The organism is Methylocystis sp. (assembly GCF_050251305.1).
In the GTDB taxonomy this organism is placed as follows: domain Bacteria; phylum Pseudomonadota; class Alphaproteobacteria; order Rhizobiales; family Beijerinckiaceae; genus Methylocystis.
In genome coordinates this window covers 74,829-92,669 of the sequence record NZ_JBFWNB010000005.1, presented here as the reverse complement: position 1 = coordinate 92,669, position 17,841 = coordinate 74,829, and the positions used below count along the sequence as shown (strand labels likewise).

The following is a 17,841-nucleotide window of genomic DNA, read 5'->3' as shown; positions in this document are numbered from 1 at the left end:
AAGGCTAGGCGATCTTCTTGCGCATCTCGAGCACATTGCCCGAATCCGTCTTATGATATTGGACAGAGTCCATCACCGAACGGATGAAGAATATGCCGCGGCCGCGTTCGCGAAGCTCGTCGAAATCCGGCGTCGGCACAGCGGCCAGATCAAAGCCTTCGCCGTGATCGAAAACGCGGACGGAAAGATAGGCGTCTTCAACCGAAAGACAGATTCGAATGGAGTCGTCCGCATGCGCTGCGACGCTGTACTGGATGGCGTTGGCGACGGCCTCGGTCAGCGCAAGGTTCAGATGAAAAGCGAGAGTGTCTCGCTTATCCTCCTCAACTTCCAATTCTCTCGCAAGCTCTTCCGCAATCGCGCCCACGAGACGCAGATATCGCGTTTGATTGGGAACGACGATGTCCAAATTGACGATTGTCTCGCACATAGCGCACCGCCCGCCACTCCCGCCTCAAGCGCTCAGCGCCAATTGCAGGCTTGGATAGATGTCGAAAACCCGATGCAGCCGCGTCAGTTCGAACATCGACCTCACACGCGGCTGCAGACCCGCCAGCGCGAACCCGCGCGAGCGCAGGCTGGCGTTTTTATAGCCCGAAAGCAGCGCCCCCAGGCCGGAACTGTCGATGAATTGAACTCGCGCCAAATCAATCACCACGTTTTGAGCGCCGCCTTCGAGCGTCTTCAAAACCAAGTCCTTGAGCTCTCCAGAATTATGCGCGTCGATGCGATCCTCCTGGACGCTCAGAACCGTTCGGTCGTCCCGAACTTCCTTCGCTACTCTCATTGGCCAGTCTCAGCTCGATTTCGGATCTGAAAGACCCTTTATAGATATGTCCGCGACGCGCGATTAACAGGGCCCAGCGCGCAGCTTCCGGTTACGTCCAATTGTAGGCGCCCCCGCCGCCTTTTCAACCAAACGCCTGGATGAGATCGGCGACAAGATCATCCGGATGTTCGATGCCGATCGATACGCGAATCAGCGCCGGCGTGATGCCGATTTCCCGGCGGGCCTCTTCGCTGAGCCCCGAATGCACGGTCGTCGCCGGATGGCAGATCAGGGATTCGGTGCCGCCGAGACTGACCGCGAGCTTGAAGATCTGCAGCCGGTTGAGGAAGGCGAAGGCTTCCGCCTGTCTCCCCACGACCTCGAAGGAGAAGGTCGAGCCGGCGGAACTGGACTGACGCTCCATCAGCAGTCGCTGCGGATGGTCGGCCGGGAGCAGCGGCGGATAGTGCACCCGCGCCACCTTGGGATGAGCCGCGAGACATCCGGCGACAATCGCCGCATTTTCGGCCGCGCGGTTCATGCGCAACGACAATGTCTCGAGCGAGCGGCCGAGCATCCAGCAGGAATGCGCATCGAGCTGCGTGCCGATAGCGCTGCGCATCGCGCGAATGGCTTTGAGATGCGCACAGGCGCCGACGACGGCGCCGCCGATGAGATCGCTGTGTCCGCCGACATATTTGGTCAGCGAATAGAGCGACAGATCCGCCCCGTGCCGCAGCGGCGACTGAAAGACCGGCCCCAAGAGCGTGTTGTCGCAGCAGATGACCGGCGTCGAGCCCTGTTTTTCCGCGATATCGTCGGCGACGCGCCTGACCAGGGCGATGTCCACCAGCGTGTTCATCGGATTGGAGGGCGTCTCGATGAAGATCATGGCGACGCGGCCCGTCTGCATGGCGCGCTCGGCTGCGGCGCGGATATTTGCTTCGTCGAGACCATCCATAAAGCCGACGCCGGTCAATCCGAACGGCGCCAATGTCTTGTCGATGAGAACCTCGGTCCCGCCATAGAGCGGGCGGCTGCGCAGAATCGCTTCGCCGGGGCGCGCGAATGCGAGAATCGTCGTGACGATGGCCGACATGCCGGAGGAGAAGACGAGACCGCATTCGGCGTGCTCATAGATCGCCAGACGGTCCTCGACGATTTCGAGATTGGGATGGTTGAAGCGCGAATAGACGAGACCTGTCTCTTCGCCCTCCGCCGGCGCGCGACGGCCGGCCATGTAGTCGAAGAAGTCGCGTCCGTCCTCGGCCGTTCGGAACACGAAGGTCGAGGTCAGAAACACCGGCGGCTTGACCGAGCCTTCGGACAGCGCCGGATCATAGCCATAGCCGAGCATCAGCGTTTCCGGCTGAAGCAAACGGTCGCCGATGCTCGCCTTGTGGTAACGCGCGCTATCCATGGCCCTGTCCTCGACTCGCACGCACGCTGCAGACGGCGCCGCCACCGTAGAAATAGGGCGCTAAGGCTCCGCCCGCGCCGGGGCGTTCGATGTCGCCATCTCGGCCAGCGCCGCCAGGGCCGCGTCGATGTCCGCGGCGGTGTGGTCCGCGCTGATCTGGAATCGGATTTCCTCGTCGCCTCTCGGCACGACGGGATAGGTCAGGCCGGTGGCCAGCACGCCCCAACGCCGCAGATGCGCGACAAGCGCCAGGGCGCCGGCGCTGTCGCGCGTGATAAGCGGAACGACAGGATGCTCTCCGGGCAAGGTCTCGAACCCCAGCCTGACAAGTCCCGCCTTGAAGCGCCGGGTCATGGCGCGCAGATGATCGAGCAAGGACACGCCTTCGGGGCTGTCGAGAACATCGATCGCTCGATGCGCGGCGGCGGCTTCCGCCGGGGTGATCGGATTGGAGTAGACATAGGTCGGCGCGCGTTCGCGCAAGTAGCGAATGAGAATCTCGTCGCCGACAACATAGCCGCCGTTAACGCCGAACGCCTTTCCGAGCGTCGCCACCAGAATATCGACCGGGACTGATCGCGTGTATTCCTCGGCGCCGCGTCCCGTCGCGCCCAAGGCGCCGACGCCATGCGAATCGTCGACGACGACGATCGCCCCTTCGGCGAAGGCGCTGTCGCGACTATGCGCCAGCGTCATGATGCGATCGAGCGGCGCATGATCGCCACGCATGCTGAACACGCCGTCAGTGACGATGACGGCGCGATCGCATGATTTCGCCGATTCATCGAGACAGCGCTCGAGTTCGCCCAGATCGAGATGCTTATAGATTCGCTTTTCGGCAGGCGCCGCAAGCGAGATCGCGTTGATGATGCAATTGTGATTGAGTTCGTCGCTGATGACGGCGGTCTTCCTGCTGACGATCTGCGGAATCACGCCCAGCACCGCCGCATAGGCCGACGAAAAGATGATCGCCGCCGGACGCGAATGAAAGGCGGCGATCCGATGCTCCAGCGCAAGATGCGGCGACCAGGAGCCGCTGATGAAGCGCACAGCGCCGGGGCCAGCGCCATATGTCGCAGCCGTCTCTTCCTCGGCGGCGATCACCTCCCTGCGCAACGACATGCCGAGATAATTATTGGCGTTCATGCGCAGAAAGGGCGTGTCGCCCTCGCCTTCGACGAGAAAGCGAGGGCCGTGCCCCTCATGAGGCGGAACGACGCCGCAGAGGACGCTTTCCCTGCCCTTGAGGAGACCCGCGCGCGACAGCTCGTCGAGCTGCGACGCGAGCGCCTCAGCCAATCCCTGCGTCGGCATTTGGAGCCTCACTTGAAACGGGATCGTCAAACCGGCCTGTCGCCGCGCCAAGACGCGCGAGCATGTCCCGGGTCATGTCGGCGAGGCCGAAACGTGGGCTGAAGCCCCAATCTTCCCGCGCCGCCTCGGCGTCGAGCGATTCCGGCCAGGAATCGGCGATCGCCTGACGCTTCGGATCGACGCAATAGTCGACCGCGAATAACGACGTATGCCGGCGAATTTCGGCGGCGATCTCGCGCGGCGTGACGCTCATGGCGGTGACGTTATACGCATTGGCGTAGCGCAGGCGCTTCGGATCGGCCTCCATGAGATCGATCATGGCGCGTATCGCGTCCGGCATATACATCATGTCGAGACGCGTCTCTGGGCGCAGAAAGCAGAAATAGCGCCTGCGTCGAGCGGCGGAGTGAAACATTTCGACGGCGTAGTCGGTGGTGCCGCCGCCCGGAGGCGCCGCCCAGGACACGAGGCCGGGCAGGCGCAACCCGCGCACATCCACGCCGAAGCGCGTCGCGTAATAGTCGCACAGCAATTCGCCGGCGACCTTTGTGACGCCGTAGATCGTCGTCGGCCTCTGAATGGTCGTCTGCGGCGTATGACGGCGCGGCGTCGAGGGGCCGAACGCCGCAATCGAACTTGGGAAGAACACTTTGCACCCAAAGCGGCGCGCGGCCTCCAGCACATTGTAGAGACCATCCATATTGACGCGCCAGGCGTCCTGCGGCCGGTCCTCGGCGATCGCCGAGAGGATCGCCGCGAGGTGGTAGACGGCGCCGACGTCTTGTCGTCCGATCAGATCCGCGACCGCCTCCGCTTGCGTGCAGTCAAGTCGCTCGTAGGCTCCATCCGCAGACTGCGCCTCAGGGAGATCCGAGGCGATGACGCGCGCCGCGCCAAACGCCTTGCGCAACGCCGGCGTCAGCTCGGCGCCGATCTGGCCAAGCGCGCCGGTGACGAGAATCGGTCGCATGCGCCTTCCACTCTCGCGACGCCTCCTCAGCGGAGTTGAGCGCCATGCTCCTCAGTTATGGCTGAACCTGCCCACGCCAATAGCCGGTCAACCCGATTTTGCCGGCTCCGGAGCGGCAAGGTTTTCGATGCCGAGCGCCTGCAGGCTCGGGGCCAAGGACCGCGTCTCAGCCTCCTCATACAGCGCGAGTTCATTGAGAACCGGCGCGCCGAGCGCCGCCTCAAAGGCGCGTTGGTCGGCGCGCTCCACGCGCTCTTCCGCGCCGCGCTCCCCGAGATTCGAGCGAAAGATGCCGGCGGCGCTGACCGGCAGGAAATCCTCGTAAACGATCGGTTCGGCGCGCAGCGCCCCGGCGCCGAGGAGATCGTCCAGTGAGGCACGGGCCGTCCACTCCCTTGGCCTTGCGCGCGGATCGGCCGAATAGCGAAAGAAGGCGAGCTTGTCGCGGCCCAGCGCCGTCCACTCGTCCGGGAAGGCGGCAAAGCGCCGCGACAGCTCGTCGTGGAACGTCCGCGCATTGGCGCCGTCCGCCGCAAGCGGCGCCGCGGCCTGAGCTTCGGCGAGGAGCCTGTCGTACGCCGCCCGCCCCCGCGCGGTCAGCGCCGCGCCCCTTTGCTCGATCTCGCCGAAGCGCGCCGCATGCGCGCCGCTGACGCGCCGGCCGTCTTCCTCGATGAATGCGACGGGTTCGGGATTCGCCTTGAAGCTGGTCTGGCGCAGCAGGATCGGGCAGTGGCGACGCGGCGGCCCTTCGATGATCGCCTTGGGATTCATATCGCGCGCCGCCATGGCGCGGTGTGCGGCGTCGATGTCGAGCGCGTGCAGGGTGAGATGATTAATGTGCGGACCCTTGAAGCAGACGATGTCGGCGAGCAGCGGATGCGTCGCATGGAGCCTTTGATAGACCGCCGAGGAGACGGTCGCCCGCCCATCCCAGCGTAGGGTTTTCTTCGCTTCAACAACGAACGCGCGCGCCTCATCGTCGTCGAATCCGCGCGTTTCGAAGATTTCGATCAACGCCCGGCAGCGCGGCGTGAAGATATCTCGCTGCGCGAGAATCTTTGTCGCCATCTCGCGCGCTTCGGCGTCAGGGATGAGATCCAGTCTGAGAAGCGAGGTGAAGATGCGAAAGGGACTGGCCCGCAACGCGCTGTCGCTGATCGGCCGGAACGCCGTCGAATGTACCGGAATTCCGGCGACCGACAGGTCGTAATAGCCCACCGGCGCCATGCCCATGACGGCGAAGAGCCGGCGCAGCGTCGACAGTTCCTCGGCCGTCCCGACGCGGATGGCGCCATGGCGCTCGACGTCGAGTCGCTGGAGGTCGCCGTTCTCCGCAAGCCGCCGCGCAAGTTCTCGATCGGCGGCGAGCGTCTGCCGATTCACGTCGGCGACGAGCGTTTTCATCGCGCGATACCGCGGCGCTTCGGCCTGATACATGTCCGAAACCGCCGCGGCGAACATCGCCCGAACGGCGTCGGGAAGCGTGTCGCCCATCATGGCTTTGACCGATCGATGGTTGCGTCCTCTGTGATGACCGCCTCCCGAATCTAGTGGTCAGCGCCTGGAAACCATGCGCGCAGCGACGTTGGCGCTAGGCCTCCAGATCGAACTTGACGCCCTGCGCCAGCGGCAGTTCGCCCGAATAATTGATCGTGTTGGTGGCGCGGCGCATGTAGAACTTCCAGCAGTCGGATCCCGCTTCGCGACCGCCGCCGGTATCCTTCTCGCCGCCGAAGGCCCCGCCGATTTCGGCGCCGGAAGGGCCGATGTTCACATTCACGATGCCGCAGTCCGATCCGTCGGCGGCCATGAACCGTTCAGCTTCATCCAGACGCGAGGTGAATATCGACGAGGCGAGGCCATGCGCGACATCGTTGTTCAACTGAATGGCTTCGTCGAGGCTGCGGAATTTCACCACGTAGAGAATGGGCGCAAAGGTTTCCCGTCGCATGACGCCCGTCTGCTCCGGCATCTCCACAAGCGCCGGACGCACGTAGAACGCGTCGGGGAATTGATCGGCCAGCACGCGTTCCCCGCCGTGGACGACGCCTCCGGCGGCGCGCGCTTCATCGAGCGCCGCGCGCATCGCCGCATGGGCGCTTTCGTCGATCAGCGGGCCGACGAGCGAGGCGCCGTCGCGGGGATCGCCGACCGGAACTGAAGCGTAAGCGCGCCGCAAGCGGCCGAGAAGCGCGTCATAGACATCTTCATGCACGATCAGCCGCCGCAGCGTCGTGCACCGCTGGCCCGCCGTGCCCATGGCCGCGAAGGCGATCGCCCGGACGGCGAGATCGAGCGAGGCGGACGCGCAAATGACGGCGGCGTTGTTGCCGCCAAGCTCCAGAATCGATTTTGCAAAGCGGCGCGCGAGGCGCGGCGCGACGGCGCGCCCCATCGCCGTCGAACCGGTCGCCGAAACCAGCTGCACCCGCGCATCCTCGACGAGCGCTTCGCCTACCTCGCGGTCGCCGATGAGCAGACCTGACAGCCCTTCCGGCGCCTCGCCGAAACGCGCGGCGGCGCGCGCGACCAGCGCTTGCGTCGCCAGCGCGACAAGCGGAGTCTTTTCCGATGGCTTCCAGATGACGGCGTTGCCGCAGACAAGCGCAAGCGCCGCATTCCACGCCCAGACGGCCACCGGAAAGTTGAAGCTGGTGATGATTCCGACGACGCCGAGCGGTCGCCAGGTCTCCATCAAGCGGTGGCCGCGGCGTTCGGTGGCGATGGTCAGGCCATGAAGCTGACGGGAGAGGCCCACGGCGAAGTCGCAGATGTCGATCATCTCCTGAACTTCGCCGAGACCTTCCGTCACGATCTTGCCGGCCTCGATCGTGACGAGCCGCGCCAGCGCGTCCTTGGCCGATCTGAGCTCCTCGCCCAGCAAACGCACGAATTCGCCCCGGCGCGGCGCCGGAACGTTGCGCCAGATGCGAAACGCCTCCTCGGCGCGGGCGACAGCGTCATGCGCAGCCGTCGCATCCACGCTTTCGACGCGCGCGACGATCTCCCCGGTGATCGGCGTCCGGATCGCCAGCGAGCCGCGCGTGAGGAGCTGAGAATTGACTCCCAGTTGATTGAAAAGAGCCGCAGTTTCAGCGGCTATGTCGCCCTGCGGAACGCGCGCCTCCATTTCGACTCCCGCTGTTCGCTCGGACATTGCGGCTGGCGCCGCCCGCCGCATCTCCTATGTAATAGACACGCGCCTGTGCGCACGCATCTATCTAATGCGGGCGCGCGCAAAAGCTTCCGGATATGCACAACTCGGAGTTCAGCAACCCGCACGTCGCCCGTAACTACGCTCCGCTGCCTGTCATGCTCACGCGCGGCGAGGGCGCGTATCTGTGGGACGTCGCAGGCCGGCGCTACATCGATATGATGAGCGCCTATTCGGCCGTGAGCCTCGGCCATGCGCATCCAAGAATTCTCGCAAAGCTTGCCGAACAGGCGCAGCGGCTCGCCGTCCCCTCCCGCGCCTTTTTCGATGACAGGCTTGGCCCTTTCCTCGAAGAGCTCTGCAAAGTGACGGGGCTCGACGTCGCTCTGCCGATGAACTCCGGGGCGGAGGCGGTGGAGACGGCGATCAAAGCGGCGCGCCGCTGGGGCAATCACGTCAAAGGAATCGACAGTCCGGACATCGTCGTCGCCGACAATAATTTCCACGGCCGCACGACGACGATCATCAGCTTCTCGTCGCAAAGCCAATATCGTGACGGGTTCGGGCCGTTCACGCCGGGCTTTCGCTCTGCGCCGTTTGGCGATCTTGCGGCGTTTGAAGCCGCCGTCACGCCAAATACGGCCGCCATTCTCGTCGAGCCGATCCAGGGCGAGGCGGGCGTCATCGTGCCGCCCGACGGCTGGCTCGCGGGGCTGCGCCGCCTATGCGACAAGCGCGGGATTTTGCTGCTGCTGGATGAAGTGCAATCTGGATTGGGGCGCAGCGGAACGTGGTTCGCCTTTCAGCATGAGAATGTCGTTCCCGACGGCGTCATGCTCGGCAAGGCGCTCGGCGGCGGGGTGCTGCCCGTCTCCGCCTTCGTGGCGAAACGCGACGTGATGAACGTGTTCACGCCGGGCTCGCATGGGTCGACTTTCGGCGGCAACACGCTCGCCGCCGCTGTCGGACTCGAAGCGCTGCGCGTCATTCGCGATGAGCGGCTGGTCGAGCGCAGCCAGGCGCTCGGCGCGAGAATGCTGCAAAGGCTGCACGGCATGCGCGCCCCGGGGCTCGCCGACGTTCGCGGACGCGGCCTCTGGGCCGGCGTCGAATTGGACCCGCGCTACGCAAGCGCGCGCGACATATGCGAGGGCCTGATCGACAGGGGCGTGCTGACGACCGCCACGCATGACACGGTCGTTCGCCTTGCGCCGCCTTTCGTCATCTCCCAAGACGACCTCGATCTCGCGCTCGACGCGGTGGCGGAAACGATCTCGTCCTTTGACGCGCCGCGTAATGTCAGAGACGCGGCCGCAGGCGCAGACCGACGACTCAAGACATAGTCTCGGGACTACGAGCGAATGCGTTCGCCCTTGGGATCGTAGAACGGCGAGAGCGAAACGCTGGCCGGATGGCGCTCGCCAGCGATTTCGAGTTGATAGTCGCCCGAGAGGACGAAAGACGGATCGACGCCTTCGTCGCGACGCACATAGCCGTAGCCGATTGGCTTGCCGATCGAATAGCCATATCCGCCGCTCGACAGCCATCCCACGCGCTGGCCGTTGCGATAGATCGTTTCGCGCCCCAGAAGCACAGTGTCGGGATCGTCGAGCGTGAAACCGGCTAGAAGACGCGGCAGGGGCGCGGCGGCGGCCGCAACAAGCGCGTCTTTCCCCTGAAATGGGACGCCGGACTTCATCTTGACGGCGAAGCCCAGGCCAGCCATCGGCGGCGTGTGATCCGGACCGATATCGGAGCCCCAGGCGCGATACCCCTTCTCCAGACGGAGAGATTCGATGGCCCTGTAGCCGGCGTCGACGAGCCCGAGCGACGCGCCCGCCTCGCACAGCGCATCATAGACCGTCGCGGCGAAATCGACCGGCGTGTGAAGCTCCCAACCGAGTTCGCCAACATAAGTGACGCGGATCGCCAACACCGGCGCGCCCGCCAAATGGATTTCGCGGGCGGTCATGAACGGGAAGCCGGCGTTCGACACGTCGTCATCGCAGCATGACTGCAGGATTTCGCGGGCGCGCGGTCCCATGAGCGCCAGCACGGAATTTGCCGGGGTGACGTCGATCAAGGCCGCGTCCAGCCCCTCGGGAATCGACCGCCTGATCCAATCGAAATCATGCGTTCCGAAGGCCGTTCCCGTCACGACATAGAAGCGGTCCTTGGCGAGTCGCGTGATCGTCAGATCGCACTCAATGCCCCCCTTGTGATTCAATAGTTGCGTATAAGCGACGGCGCCCGGCGGTTTGGCGACATTGTTCGCGGCGATCCAGGAAAGCGCCGCTTCGGCGTCCCTGCCGACAATGACCGCCTTGGCGAAGCTCGTCTGATCGAAAAGCGCCGCTGCTTCGCGGCACGCGCGATGCTCGCGCCCGACCGCCTCGAACCAGCCCGGCCTGCCGAAAGAATAGCGATCGCGAGGCTCCTCGCCGGCTTTGAGATCCGCAAACCAGTTGGGCCGCTCAAAGCCCATTTTCTCGCCAAAGCAGGCGCCCTTCGCTTTCAGCCGGTCGTAGAGCGGCGAGCGCCGCAACGGCCGGCCCGACGTAAATTCCTCGAAAGGCCAGGCGATGCTGTAATGGCGCGCATAGGCTTCGAGCGTCCGCACGCGCACCCAGTTTGGATCCCTGTGCGGCGCGCCAAAGCGGCGAATGTCCACCGGCCAGAGATCGAAGGGCTGTTCGCCGTCGGCCGCCCATTCGGCAAGCGCCATGCCGGCGCCGCCCGCCGACGCGATGCCGAAGGCGTTGAAGCCGGCGCCGACGAAGAAATTGCGCACTTCCGGCGCTTCGCCGATCATCCAATTGCCGTCGGGCGTGAAGCTTTCGAGGCCATTGATCATCTGCTTGATCCCCGCCTCGGCAAGCGCGGGAACGCGGCCGAGCGCGAGATCCATGATCGGCTCGAAATGATCCCAATCGTCCTCGAGCAGCCGGAAGGCGAAATCCTCCGGCACGGCGCCCGACGCCCAGGGCACGGGATTGGGTTCATAGCCGCCCATGACGAGGCCGCCGACCTCTTCCTTGTAATAGGTGAGCCGATCGGGATCGCGCAGAGTCGGCAGGCCGCTCGTCACGCCGTCGATTTTTTCCGTCACCAGATATTGGTGATGCACCGCCGACAGCGGGACGGGCACGCCGGCGCGCGCGGCGAGCGGCGCGGTCCACAGACCGGCGCAGAGCACGAGCTTTTCGCAGGCGATCACGCCGCGATCGGTGACAACCCCGCGCACGCGCGCGTCTTCGACGACAAAATCGGTGACCGCGACGCCTTCGATGAGTTTCGCGCCCGCAAGCCGCGCCCCTTTTGCAAGCGCCTGGGTGATGTCGGACGGATTCGCCTGTCCGTCCGTCGGCAGGAACGCCGCGCCGACGACGTCATCGACATTCATCAGCGGCCACAGCGCCTGCGCCTCCTTGGCGTCGAGGAGCTGCATGTCGAGGCCGAAGCTTCTCGCCGAAGTGGCCTGCCGCTTCACCTCGATCCACCGATCGGCGTTGCAGGCGAGACGCAGCCCGCCATTGCGCCGCCAGCCCGTCGCATAGCCGGTCTCTGCTTCGAGCCGGTCGTAGAGCTCCACCGAATAGCCGAGCAGCCTGGTGATGTTGGCGTTGGTGCGCAGCTGTCCGATCAGCCCGGCGGCGTGCCATGTCGACCCGGACGTCAGTTGATGGCGTTCGATGAGCAGCGTCTCGACGCCGCGCTTGGCGAGATGATATGCGACGGAGCAGCCGACGATCCCGCCGCCGACGACGACGATCTGGGCGCTTCCTGGAAGGTCGCTCATGGTCTTTCCATCTGCTGGAACGCCGCCCAGGCGTCATCGAAGCGCAACATGTTCTGATCAGAATAGGCGACATAGTCGAAATCGATCGTCGATCGACGTTCGGAGACGAAACTCCACAGCGCCTCGCGCAACAGCGAAGCGCAGAGCATCGCCTTGAACCGCCGGCGCAGCGCCGCCGTCGGCGCCGCCTCGAAATAAGTCTCGAGCATCGCCTCATCGTCTGCGGCGTCGAAACCATTGTTTGACGACAGGCCGCCGAGATCGAACAGCGGCGTATTCCAGCCCGCATAGTCCCAGTCGACCAGCCACAGGCGTCGCCCGTCGTCGATGAAATTGGCGGCGAGAAGATCGTTATGGCCGAAAACGAGATCGATCGGACCCGTCGCCCGTTCCAGACTCTCGCTCGCGGCGAGCAGGCGCGGCAATTTCGCCGATATCCGGCTTTGATCCTCGATCAGCGTATGCGCGTAATCGCGGATGATATGAAAGACGTTGAACGCCAGCGTCGGCCCGCGCAGATGCAGCGCGACCTCGCGATGCACGCGCCTGACGAGATCGACGCAGCGTTTGCGATTCGCGCGCACGTCCTGCGGCTCATAGGTCCGGCCGACGATATATTCGAGCGCCAGCGCCATGGGCGCGGCATAAAGAACCTTCGGCGATATGCCGGCGGCTCCCGCAGCCCGGCTCGCCGCGAGTTCGTTGAATCGCATGACGCCGTGAACCGGAATGTCGCCGCCAAGGCGGATGACGACGCGGCGATCGCCGTCGGTTACGATATAATTCTTATTGGTGATGCCGCCGAGCAAGGGCGCAATGTCGATGGGCCCGCGCCAGAGCGGAAGCGCACGTATCAGAGTTTCGGAATCTGCGTTATGGGCTGACATCGGCTCCGGCGGCGCGAAAACAAACTCTGACTGGACTAATATATCCGGCCCGCGCGCAAAGGCCATGGGCTGCGAAGCGGCTGGGGAAAACCTTTCAGCGGAAAGATGACAGGTCCGCAGGGGCGCCCTAGCCTGAATGAGTCGTACGAGGTCGGCTATGTATGCGACGACGATTCGCGGAACGCGCTATGCGTTTCCGGACCTCAAAACGCTGATGGCGAAGGCGACCCCGTTGCGGTCAGGCGATTGCCTCGCCGGAATCGCGGCGACGAGCGCCGCCGAGCGGGTCGCCGCGCAGATGGCTCTCGCCGATCTGCCGCTCAGCGCTTTCCTGAATGAAGCGCTCGTTCCCTATGAAGAGGACGAGGTCACGCGACTGATCCTCGACGGTCATGACCGCGAGGCATTTGCGCCGGTCGCGTCGCTGACCGTCGGCGCATTTCGCGACTGGCTTCTCTCCGACGCCGCCGACGAGGAAGCGCTCTCGGCTCTGACCTACGGGCTGACGCCTGAAATGGCGGCGGCGGTCTCGAAAATCTGCCGCAATCAAGACCTGATCCTGATCGCCGCCAAGCGGCGCGTCGTCACGAGATTCCGCAACACGCTCGGCCTGCGCGGGCGTCTGTCGTCGCGCATCCAGCCGAACCATCCGACCGACGACGCGCGCGGCGTTCTCGCCAGCGCCATCGACGGGCTTCTCCTGGGCAACGGCGATGCGGTGATCGGCGTCAATCCGGCGTCGGACAGTCCCGAGCAATGTTACGAACTCCTGAACCTGCTCGACGAATTGCGTCAGACGCTCAAGATCCCCACCCAGTCCTGCGTGCTTGCTCATGTCACGACCACGCTGCAGCTGATGGAGCGCCGCGCGCCTGTCGATCTGGTGTTTCAATCGATCGGCGGAACGCAAGCCGCCAATGCGAGCTTCGGAATCGATCTGGCGATGTTGCGCGAGTCGCGCGAAGCCGCGCTCGCCCTGAAGCGCGGGACGATCGGCGCCAATGTTATGTATTTCGAAACCGGCCAGGGCAGCGCGCTTTCGGCTGACGCCCACTGGGGGTGCGACCAGCAAACGATCGAAGCGCGCGCCTATGGCGTCGCGCGGATGTTCGAGCCTCTGCTGATCAATACGGTCGTCGGCTTCATCGGCCCGGAATATCTTTTCGACGGCAAGCAGATCACGCGGGCGGCGCTCGAAGATCACTTTTGCGGCAAGCTGCTCGGACTGCCGATGGGCTGCGACGTCTGTTACACGAACCATGCCGAAGCCGATCAGAACGACATGGACGATCTGTTGACGCTGCTCGCTGTCGCCGGCGTCAATTACGTCATGGGCGTTCCCGGCGCGGACGACGTGATGCTGAATTATCAAAGCACCTCCTATCATGACGTGCTCGCCGTCCGGCGCATGCTGAATCTGGCGCCGGCGCCCGAATTTGCGCAATGGCTGGCGGAGACGGGACTGACGAACGGGCGCGGCGACCTGCAGCCGCAAGATCTGCCCGCACAATTCCTGCCGCTGCTCGAAGGAGCCTGATCGATGGCCGACAATCGCCTGTCGCCTCTCGACATGATTTCGAAGCTGCGTTCGGCGACGTCGGCGAGAATTTTTCTCCCGCGCGCCGGGGCGGCGCTGACGACGCGCACCACCCTGGATTTCCAGCTCGCGCACGCCGAAGCGCGGGACGCCGTCGGAGAGCGGCTGGACGCCGAGTCTCTCGTCGACGACCTGACGTCGCGCGGGCTGACGGCGGTGCGCGTGAAGAGCGCCGCGCGCGATCGGCGCAGCTTTTTGCTGCGTCCTGATCTCGGGAGAAGACTTGATGACGACTCCCGCGAGCGGCTGAAGTCCTTCGCAGGCGACTATGACCTCGCCTTCGTGATCGCCGAGGGGCTATCCGCCCGGGCGATCGCTCGCCACGCCCTACCAGTCCTCGAACAGACGCTGCAGTCGCTCGATCGGTCTTCGTGGAACATCGCGCCGATCATTCTCGCCGAACAGGGACGCGTCGCGCTCGGCGACGACATCGGCGAAACGCTTGGCGCAAAGCTCGTCGCGGTGTTCATCGGCGAGCGGCCGGGGCTCTCCTCTCCCGACAGTCTGGGCGTCTATCTGACATTCGCGCCGCGCGTCGGGCGCACCGACGCCGAACGCAATTGCCTCTCGAACATCCGGCCGCAAGGCCTCTCCTATCCGGAAGCGGCGCGGAAACTGCTCTATCTTTGCAACGAGGCGCGACGGCGCCGATTGACCGGCGTGGATCTCAAAGACGAAGCCGAGACGCTGGCGTCGGCAGAGTTGCGTGAGATCGACGCCAAGAAATAGGCTCCGCCTGACGACGCGGCGCTTCACGCTCCGCGCATCGCGTTGATGACGAGCAGCTGGTCGTCAACGATCGCGCAAACTTTGGCGTCGCGTCCGCGCACCAATGCGCCGCCGGTAAATGCGCCGAAGGCCGGCAAGATGATTTGCCTCTCCTGCAGCACGAAACAGGGCAGACGGACGCTGTCGCGCGCCGCGCCGTTCAGGCGGACGCTCGGGTGCAGATGTCCGGCAAGAACGGTTGCGCGCTCCCGCCGGCATTCGTCGGGCGCAAGCGGATGGTGGCGCGCGACGACGCCTGCCGACTCATGAGGTTCGTCGACGAGCGCAATTCCAAGTTCAGGCGGCGGATCGCCCGCGCGCAGATCATGATTGCCGCGAACGAGCCTCAGCTCCAGAGCGGCGCGCCGCCGCCGCCAGTCGAGAAAGGCGGCCGCCACGCCCGGCGCATGCGCCTGACGCGCGTGAAACAGATCGCCAAGGAAGACAATCTGCGCAGGATCGAAGCGCGCGACCAGCGCGTCGAGCCGGTCGAGATTGTCGCGCGTCGTCCCTTTCGGCGACGGCTGGCCCAGCGCGCGAAAGGCCGCCGCCTTGCCAAAATGCGCGTCGGCGATGAATAGCGTGCGGGTCTCGGCGCGCCAGACGGCGCGCTGCGGCAGCAGCGAGAGGCCGCGATGCTCATGATGGGAAACGAGCCGGGCGTCGGCCCGCTGCGCCGAAAGCTCTAACATGTGTCCGCAGCGCGCTCGAGTTGCGATGTCATGCGTTCGATGCGGGCGGCGAGCGTTTCATTGCTGAGGCGTTCGCGCATTCTTTCGACCATCAGAGGAAAAGCGAGCGGCGAACAGCGCTTCAGCGCGACATGAACGAGGTCTCTATTGTGCAGCCGCTCGAAGCTTTCGGCAAGTCGCGCAATATCGAGCGCGTCTTCCAAGACTTCGCGCTCAGCCTGGCGCAACAGGCCATTGTCGGGGTCGAATTTACGAAACACGTCGTAGAACAAGCTGGACGAGGCCTGGAGCTGGCGCAGGCTCTTATGTCGACCGGGATAGGCCGTGACGACCAGACCGGCGATCTGCGCAATGTCGCGAAAGCGACGGCGCGCCAGCTCCGCCGCATTGAGGCTGGCGAGCGTTTCGATCGTCAAGTCAGGCGCTGCGCGCGGCGCAATCAGTTCGGGCAGCATCGCCGCCCAGTCGCGCGCATCGGCGCTCAGCAGTTCGAACCCGTAATCATTCACCGCAATCGAAAAGGTGCCCGCGTTCTTCTGTGCGGCGCGCCATGCGATGAGGCTCGCCATGCCGACATGGGCGTTGCGTCCGGCGAATGGATAAAGAAACAGATGCCAGCCGTCGCGGCTTTTCAGAGTCTCGGCAAGCAGAGTGGCCGGCGTCGGCAGCTGGGACCACCGCGCCTGCAGTTTGAGCATCTTCTCGGCGGCGCGCAGTTCCGGCGTGTCGAAACGGCCTTCGGCCGCGCGCTGCAATTGCTCGACCATGGCGTCGGCGAGCGTGGTCGACAGCGGCATGCGTCCGCCGTCCCAGCGCGGCACGGCGCCGCTGCGCGCCTTTGCCGGCCGCACATAGGCGACGAGGTCGCGCAGCCGCACGAATTCGAGCAGTCGTCCTGCAAACCAGAAACTGTCGCCGGGCTTCAGTCGCGCGATGAAGCTTTCCTCGACGACGCCGAGCTTCTGGCCCCGGGGCGCGGGTCCGTATTGCACGAGCACGCTCGCATCCGCGGCAATCGTCCCGATGTTGAGACGATGACGCAACGCGACCTGCTTGTTCGTCACACGCCAAACACGGTCCGCGTCAGGGCCGCAGCGCCGATATTCGGGATAGGCCGCAAGGCTCGGTCCGCCGCCGCTGACGAAATCGAGACACCAGCGCCAGCTTTCGTCGGAAAGAGTTTCATAGGCCGCCGTCGAAGCGATTTCGTCGCGCAGTTCTTCCGGCGTGAAGCCGCCGCCAAGTCCGATGGTGACGAGATGTTGCGCCAATACGTCAAGCGGCGCGTTTGGACTATGGCGGCTTTCGATGCGACGCTCCCGCACCGCCTGCTGAACAGCTGACGATTCGACGAGCTCCAGCGCATGGCTCGGCACGAGCGTGATGCGCGAGGCGCGCCCCGGGGCATGGCCGCTGCGGCCGGCGCGTTGCAGAAGCCGTGCGACGCCCTTCGGCGAACCGACCTGCAATACGCGTTCGACCGGAAGAAAGTCGACGCCGAGATCGAGACTCGAAGTGCACACCACCGCTTTGAGCTTGCCGGCTTTAAGTCCGTCTTCAATCCAGTCGCGCGAGTCTTGCGCGAGCGATCCATGATGAACCGCAATCAGTCCGGCCCAGTCCGGCCGGGCGAGCAGCAGATTGTGATACCAGATTTCAGCCTGCGAACGCGTATTGGTGAAGACGAGCGCGGTTGCGGATTTGTCGATTTCTTCGACGACCTGAGCCGCCATTTTGATCCCGAGATGCCCGGCCCAGGGAAAGCGCGCGGAATCTTGCGGCAGCAGCGTGTCGACGATCAATTCTTTTCGCAGACGTCCCGCGACGATCACGCCGCGCGGCGCGTCGTTCGGACCAAGCAGCGCGCGCTTCGCTTCATCGAGATTGCCGAGCGTCGCCGACATTCCCCAGATGAGCAGATCCGGGCGCCAGCGTTTCAATCGCGCCAGCGCCAGCTGAGTCTGCACGCCGCGCTTATTGCCGATGAGCTCATGCCATTCATCGACCACGACGCATCTGACCGCGCCGAGAAAATCACGCGCGTCCGCGCGTGACAGCATGAGCGACAGACTCTCCGGCGTCGTGATCAACACGCTTGGCGGACGGCGCGCCTGGCGCGCGCGCTCGGCCGAAGGCGTGTCGCCGCTGCGCACCCCGACGGCCCATCTTTGTCCCTTGGCGGAAAGCACGTCGAACGCCTCGCCCAGCGCGCGCGCCGTGTCGGCGGCAAGCGCCCGCATCGGCGTAATCCAAAGCATGCAGAGCTGCGGCGGTTCTTGCCCTTCGTCGGCGAACGCCTGCCATGCGCCAAGCGCGACCGCCAGAGTTTTGCCGGCGCCGGTTGTGGCGTGCAGCAGGCCGCTGCGCCCCTCCGCCATTTCGCGCCACACCTCGCGCTGGAAGGCGAAGGGCTTCCAGCCGCGTTCTGCGAACAAGGCTTTGACCGCGGACTGTCTCCGGCGCTGGCC

At 64.8% G+C, this 17,841-nt stretch carries 14 protein-coding genes; 3 read left to right on the top strand and 11 right to left on the bottom strand.

Annotated elements, in window-relative coordinates; all coding sequences use genetic code 11:
• Window positions 1-4: 4 nt before the first annotated feature.
• The 7 genes from AB7F41_RS03285 to amaB form a co-directional block, all read right to left on the bottom strand.
• Complete coding sequence (locus AB7F41_RS03285) at window positions 5-430, bottom strand: ATP-binding protein (protein WP_428382246.1); 426 nt, start codon at window positions 428-430, stop codon at window positions 5-7.
• Window positions 431-454: 24 nt separating this feature from the next.
• Window positions 455-787, bottom strand: coding sequence for an STAS domain-containing protein (locus tag AB7F41_RS03280; protein WP_428382247.1), 333 nt, complete (start codon window positions 785-787; stop codon window positions 455-457).
• A 124-nt stretch (window positions 788-911) separates the two neighbouring features.
• The gene (locus AB7F41_RS03275; protein WP_428382248.1) at window positions 912-2,189 is read right to left on the bottom strand and encodes a cystathionine gamma-synthase family protein; all 1,278 of its coding nucleotides are present in this window, start codon (window positions 2,187-2,189) and stop codon (window positions 912-914) included.
• Window positions 2,190-2,249: 60 nt separating this feature from the next.
• Window positions 2,250-3,503, bottom strand: a complete 1,254-nt coding sequence (locus AB7F41_RS03270; protein WP_428382250.1) for an aminotransferase class I/II-fold pyridoxal phosphate-dependent enzyme — start codon at window positions 3,501-3,503, stop codon at window positions 2,250-2,252.
• A complete protein-coding gene (locus tag AB7F41_RS03265) occupies window positions 3,481-4,473 on the bottom strand; it encodes an NAD-dependent epimerase/dehydratase family protein (RefSeq protein ID WP_428382252.1) in 993 nt (330 codons plus the stop codon). The genes AB7F41_RS03270 and AB7F41_RS03265 overlap by 23 nt, the downstream gene beginning before the upstream one ends.
• An 87-nt stretch (window positions 4,474-4,560) precedes the next feature.
• The gene (hglS, locus tag AB7F41_RS03260; RefSeq protein ID WP_428382338.1) at window positions 4,561-5,970 is read right to left on the bottom strand and encodes a 2-oxoadipate dioxygenase/decarboxylase HglS; all 1,410 of its coding nucleotides are present in this window, start codon (window positions 5,968-5,970) and stop codon (window positions 4,561-4,563) included.
• A gap of 97 nt (window positions 5,971-6,067) precedes the next feature.
• Window positions 6,068-7,606, bottom strand: coding sequence for an L-piperidine-6-carboxylate dehydrogenase (gene amaB, locus AB7F41_RS03255; RefSeq protein ID WP_428382339.1), 1,539 nt, complete (start codon window positions 7,604-7,606; stop codon window positions 6,068-6,070).
• Window positions 7,607-7,728: 122 nt separating this feature from the next.
• Here amaB and rocD point away from each other — a divergent pair, with 122 nt between their 5' ends.
• Window positions 7,729-8,973: an ornithine--oxo-acid transaminase gene (rocD, locus tag AB7F41_RS03250; RefSeq protein ID WP_428382254.1), complete on the top strand. Its 1,245-nt coding sequence runs from the start codon at window positions 7,729-7,731 to the stop codon at window positions 8,971-8,973.
• Window positions 8,974-8,981: 8 nt separating this feature from the next.
• Here rocD and AB7F41_RS03245 read toward each other — a convergent pair whose 3' ends face one another.
• Window positions 8,982-11,429, bottom strand: coding sequence for a GcvT family protein (locus tag AB7F41_RS03245; RefSeq protein ID WP_428382256.1), 2,448 nt, complete (start codon window positions 11,427-11,429; stop codon window positions 8,982-8,984).
• Window positions 11,426-12,316 carry a phosphotransferase gene (locus tag AB7F41_RS03240; protein WP_428382257.1) on the bottom strand — a complete coding sequence of 297 codons (891 nt, stop codon included), beginning with the start codon at window positions 12,314-12,316 and terminating at the stop codon, window positions 11,426-11,428. Before AB7F41_RS03240 ends, AB7F41_RS03245 begins: the two co-directional genes overlap by 4 nt.
• Before the next feature lie 157 nt (window positions 12,317-12,473).
• Here AB7F41_RS03240 and AB7F41_RS03235 point away from each other — a divergent pair, with 157 nt between their 5' ends.
• Entirely contained in the window at window positions 12,474-13,853 is a 1,380-nt protein-coding gene (locus tag AB7F41_RS03235) for an ethanolamine ammonia-lyase subunit EutB (RefSeq protein WP_428382259.1), read from the top strand.
• Between the two features lie 3 nt (window positions 13,854-13,856).
• Entirely contained in the window at window positions 13,857-14,642 is a 786-nt protein-coding gene (gene eutC / locus AB7F41_RS03230; RefSeq protein WP_428382261.1) for an ethanolamine ammonia-lyase subunit EutC, read from the top strand.
• A gap of 23 nt (window positions 14,643-14,665) precedes the next feature.
• Here the strand turns inward: eutC and pdeM are convergent, their stop codons facing one another.
• Both pdeM and AB7F41_RS03220 read right to left on the bottom strand, forming a co-directional pair.
• Complete coding sequence (gene pdeM / locus AB7F41_RS03225) at window positions 14,666-15,373, bottom strand: ligase-associated DNA damage response endonuclease PdeM (RefSeq protein ID WP_428382263.1); 708 nt, start codon at window positions 15,371-15,373, stop codon at window positions 14,666-14,668.
• Window positions 15,367-17,808: a ligase-associated DNA damage response DEXH box helicase gene (locus AB7F41_RS03220; protein WP_428382265.1), complete on the bottom strand. Its 2,442-nt coding sequence runs from the start codon at window positions 17,806-17,808 to the stop codon at window positions 15,367-15,369. Before AB7F41_RS03220 ends, pdeM begins: the two co-directional genes overlap by 7 nt.
• Between the last annotated feature and the right edge of the window lie 33 nt (window positions 17,809-17,841).

Coding starts and splice junctions, on each gene's coding strand:
- AB7F41_RS03285 (WP_428382246.1), bottom strand. CDS start 430: ATGTGCGAGACAATCGTCAATTTGGACATCGTCGTTCCCAATCAAACG.
- rocD (WP_428382254.1), top strand. CDS start 7,729: ATGCACAACTCGGAGTTCAGCAACCCGCACGTCGCCCGTAACTACGCT.
- pdeM (WP_428382263.1), bottom strand. CDS start 15,373: ATGTTAGAGCTTTCGGCGCAGCGGGCCGACGCCCGGCTCGTTTCCCAT.
- hglS (WP_428382338.1), bottom strand. CDS start 5,970: ATGGGCGACACGCTTCCCGACGCCGTTCGGGCGATGTTCGCCGCGGCG.
- AB7F41_RS03280 (WP_428382247.1), bottom strand. CDS start 787: ATGAGAGTAGCGAAGGAAGTTCGGGACGACCGAACGGTTCTGAGCGTC.
- AB7F41_RS03235 (WP_428382259.1), top strand. CDS start 12,474: ATGTATGCGACGACGATTCGCGGAACGCGCTATGCGTTTCCGGACCTC.
- AB7F41_RS03245 (WP_428382256.1), bottom strand. CDS start 11,429: ATGAGCGACCTTCCAGGAAGCGCCCAGATCGTCGTCGTCGGCGGCGGG.
- amaB (WP_428382339.1), bottom strand. CDS start 7,606: ATGGAGGCGCGCGTTCCGCAGGGCGACATAGCCGCTGAAACTGCGGCT.
- AB7F41_RS03275 (WP_428382248.1), bottom strand. CDS start 2,189: ATGGATAGCGCGCGTTACCACAAGGCGAGCATCGGCGACCGTTTGCTT.
- AB7F41_RS03240 (WP_428382257.1), bottom strand. CDS start 12,316: ATGTCAGCCCATAACGCAGATTCCGAAACTCTGATACGTGCGCTTCCG.
- AB7F41_RS03270 (WP_428382250.1), bottom strand. CDS start 3,503: ATGCCGACGCAGGGATTGGCTGAGGCGCTCGCGTCGCAGCTCGACGAG.
- AB7F41_RS03265 (WP_428382252.1), bottom strand. CDS start 4,473: ATGCGACCGATTCTCGTCACCGGCGCGCTTGGCCAGATCGGCGCCGAG.
- eutC (WP_428382261.1), top strand. CDS start 13,857: ATGGCCGACAATCGCCTGTCGCCTCTCGACATGATTTCGAAGCTGCGT.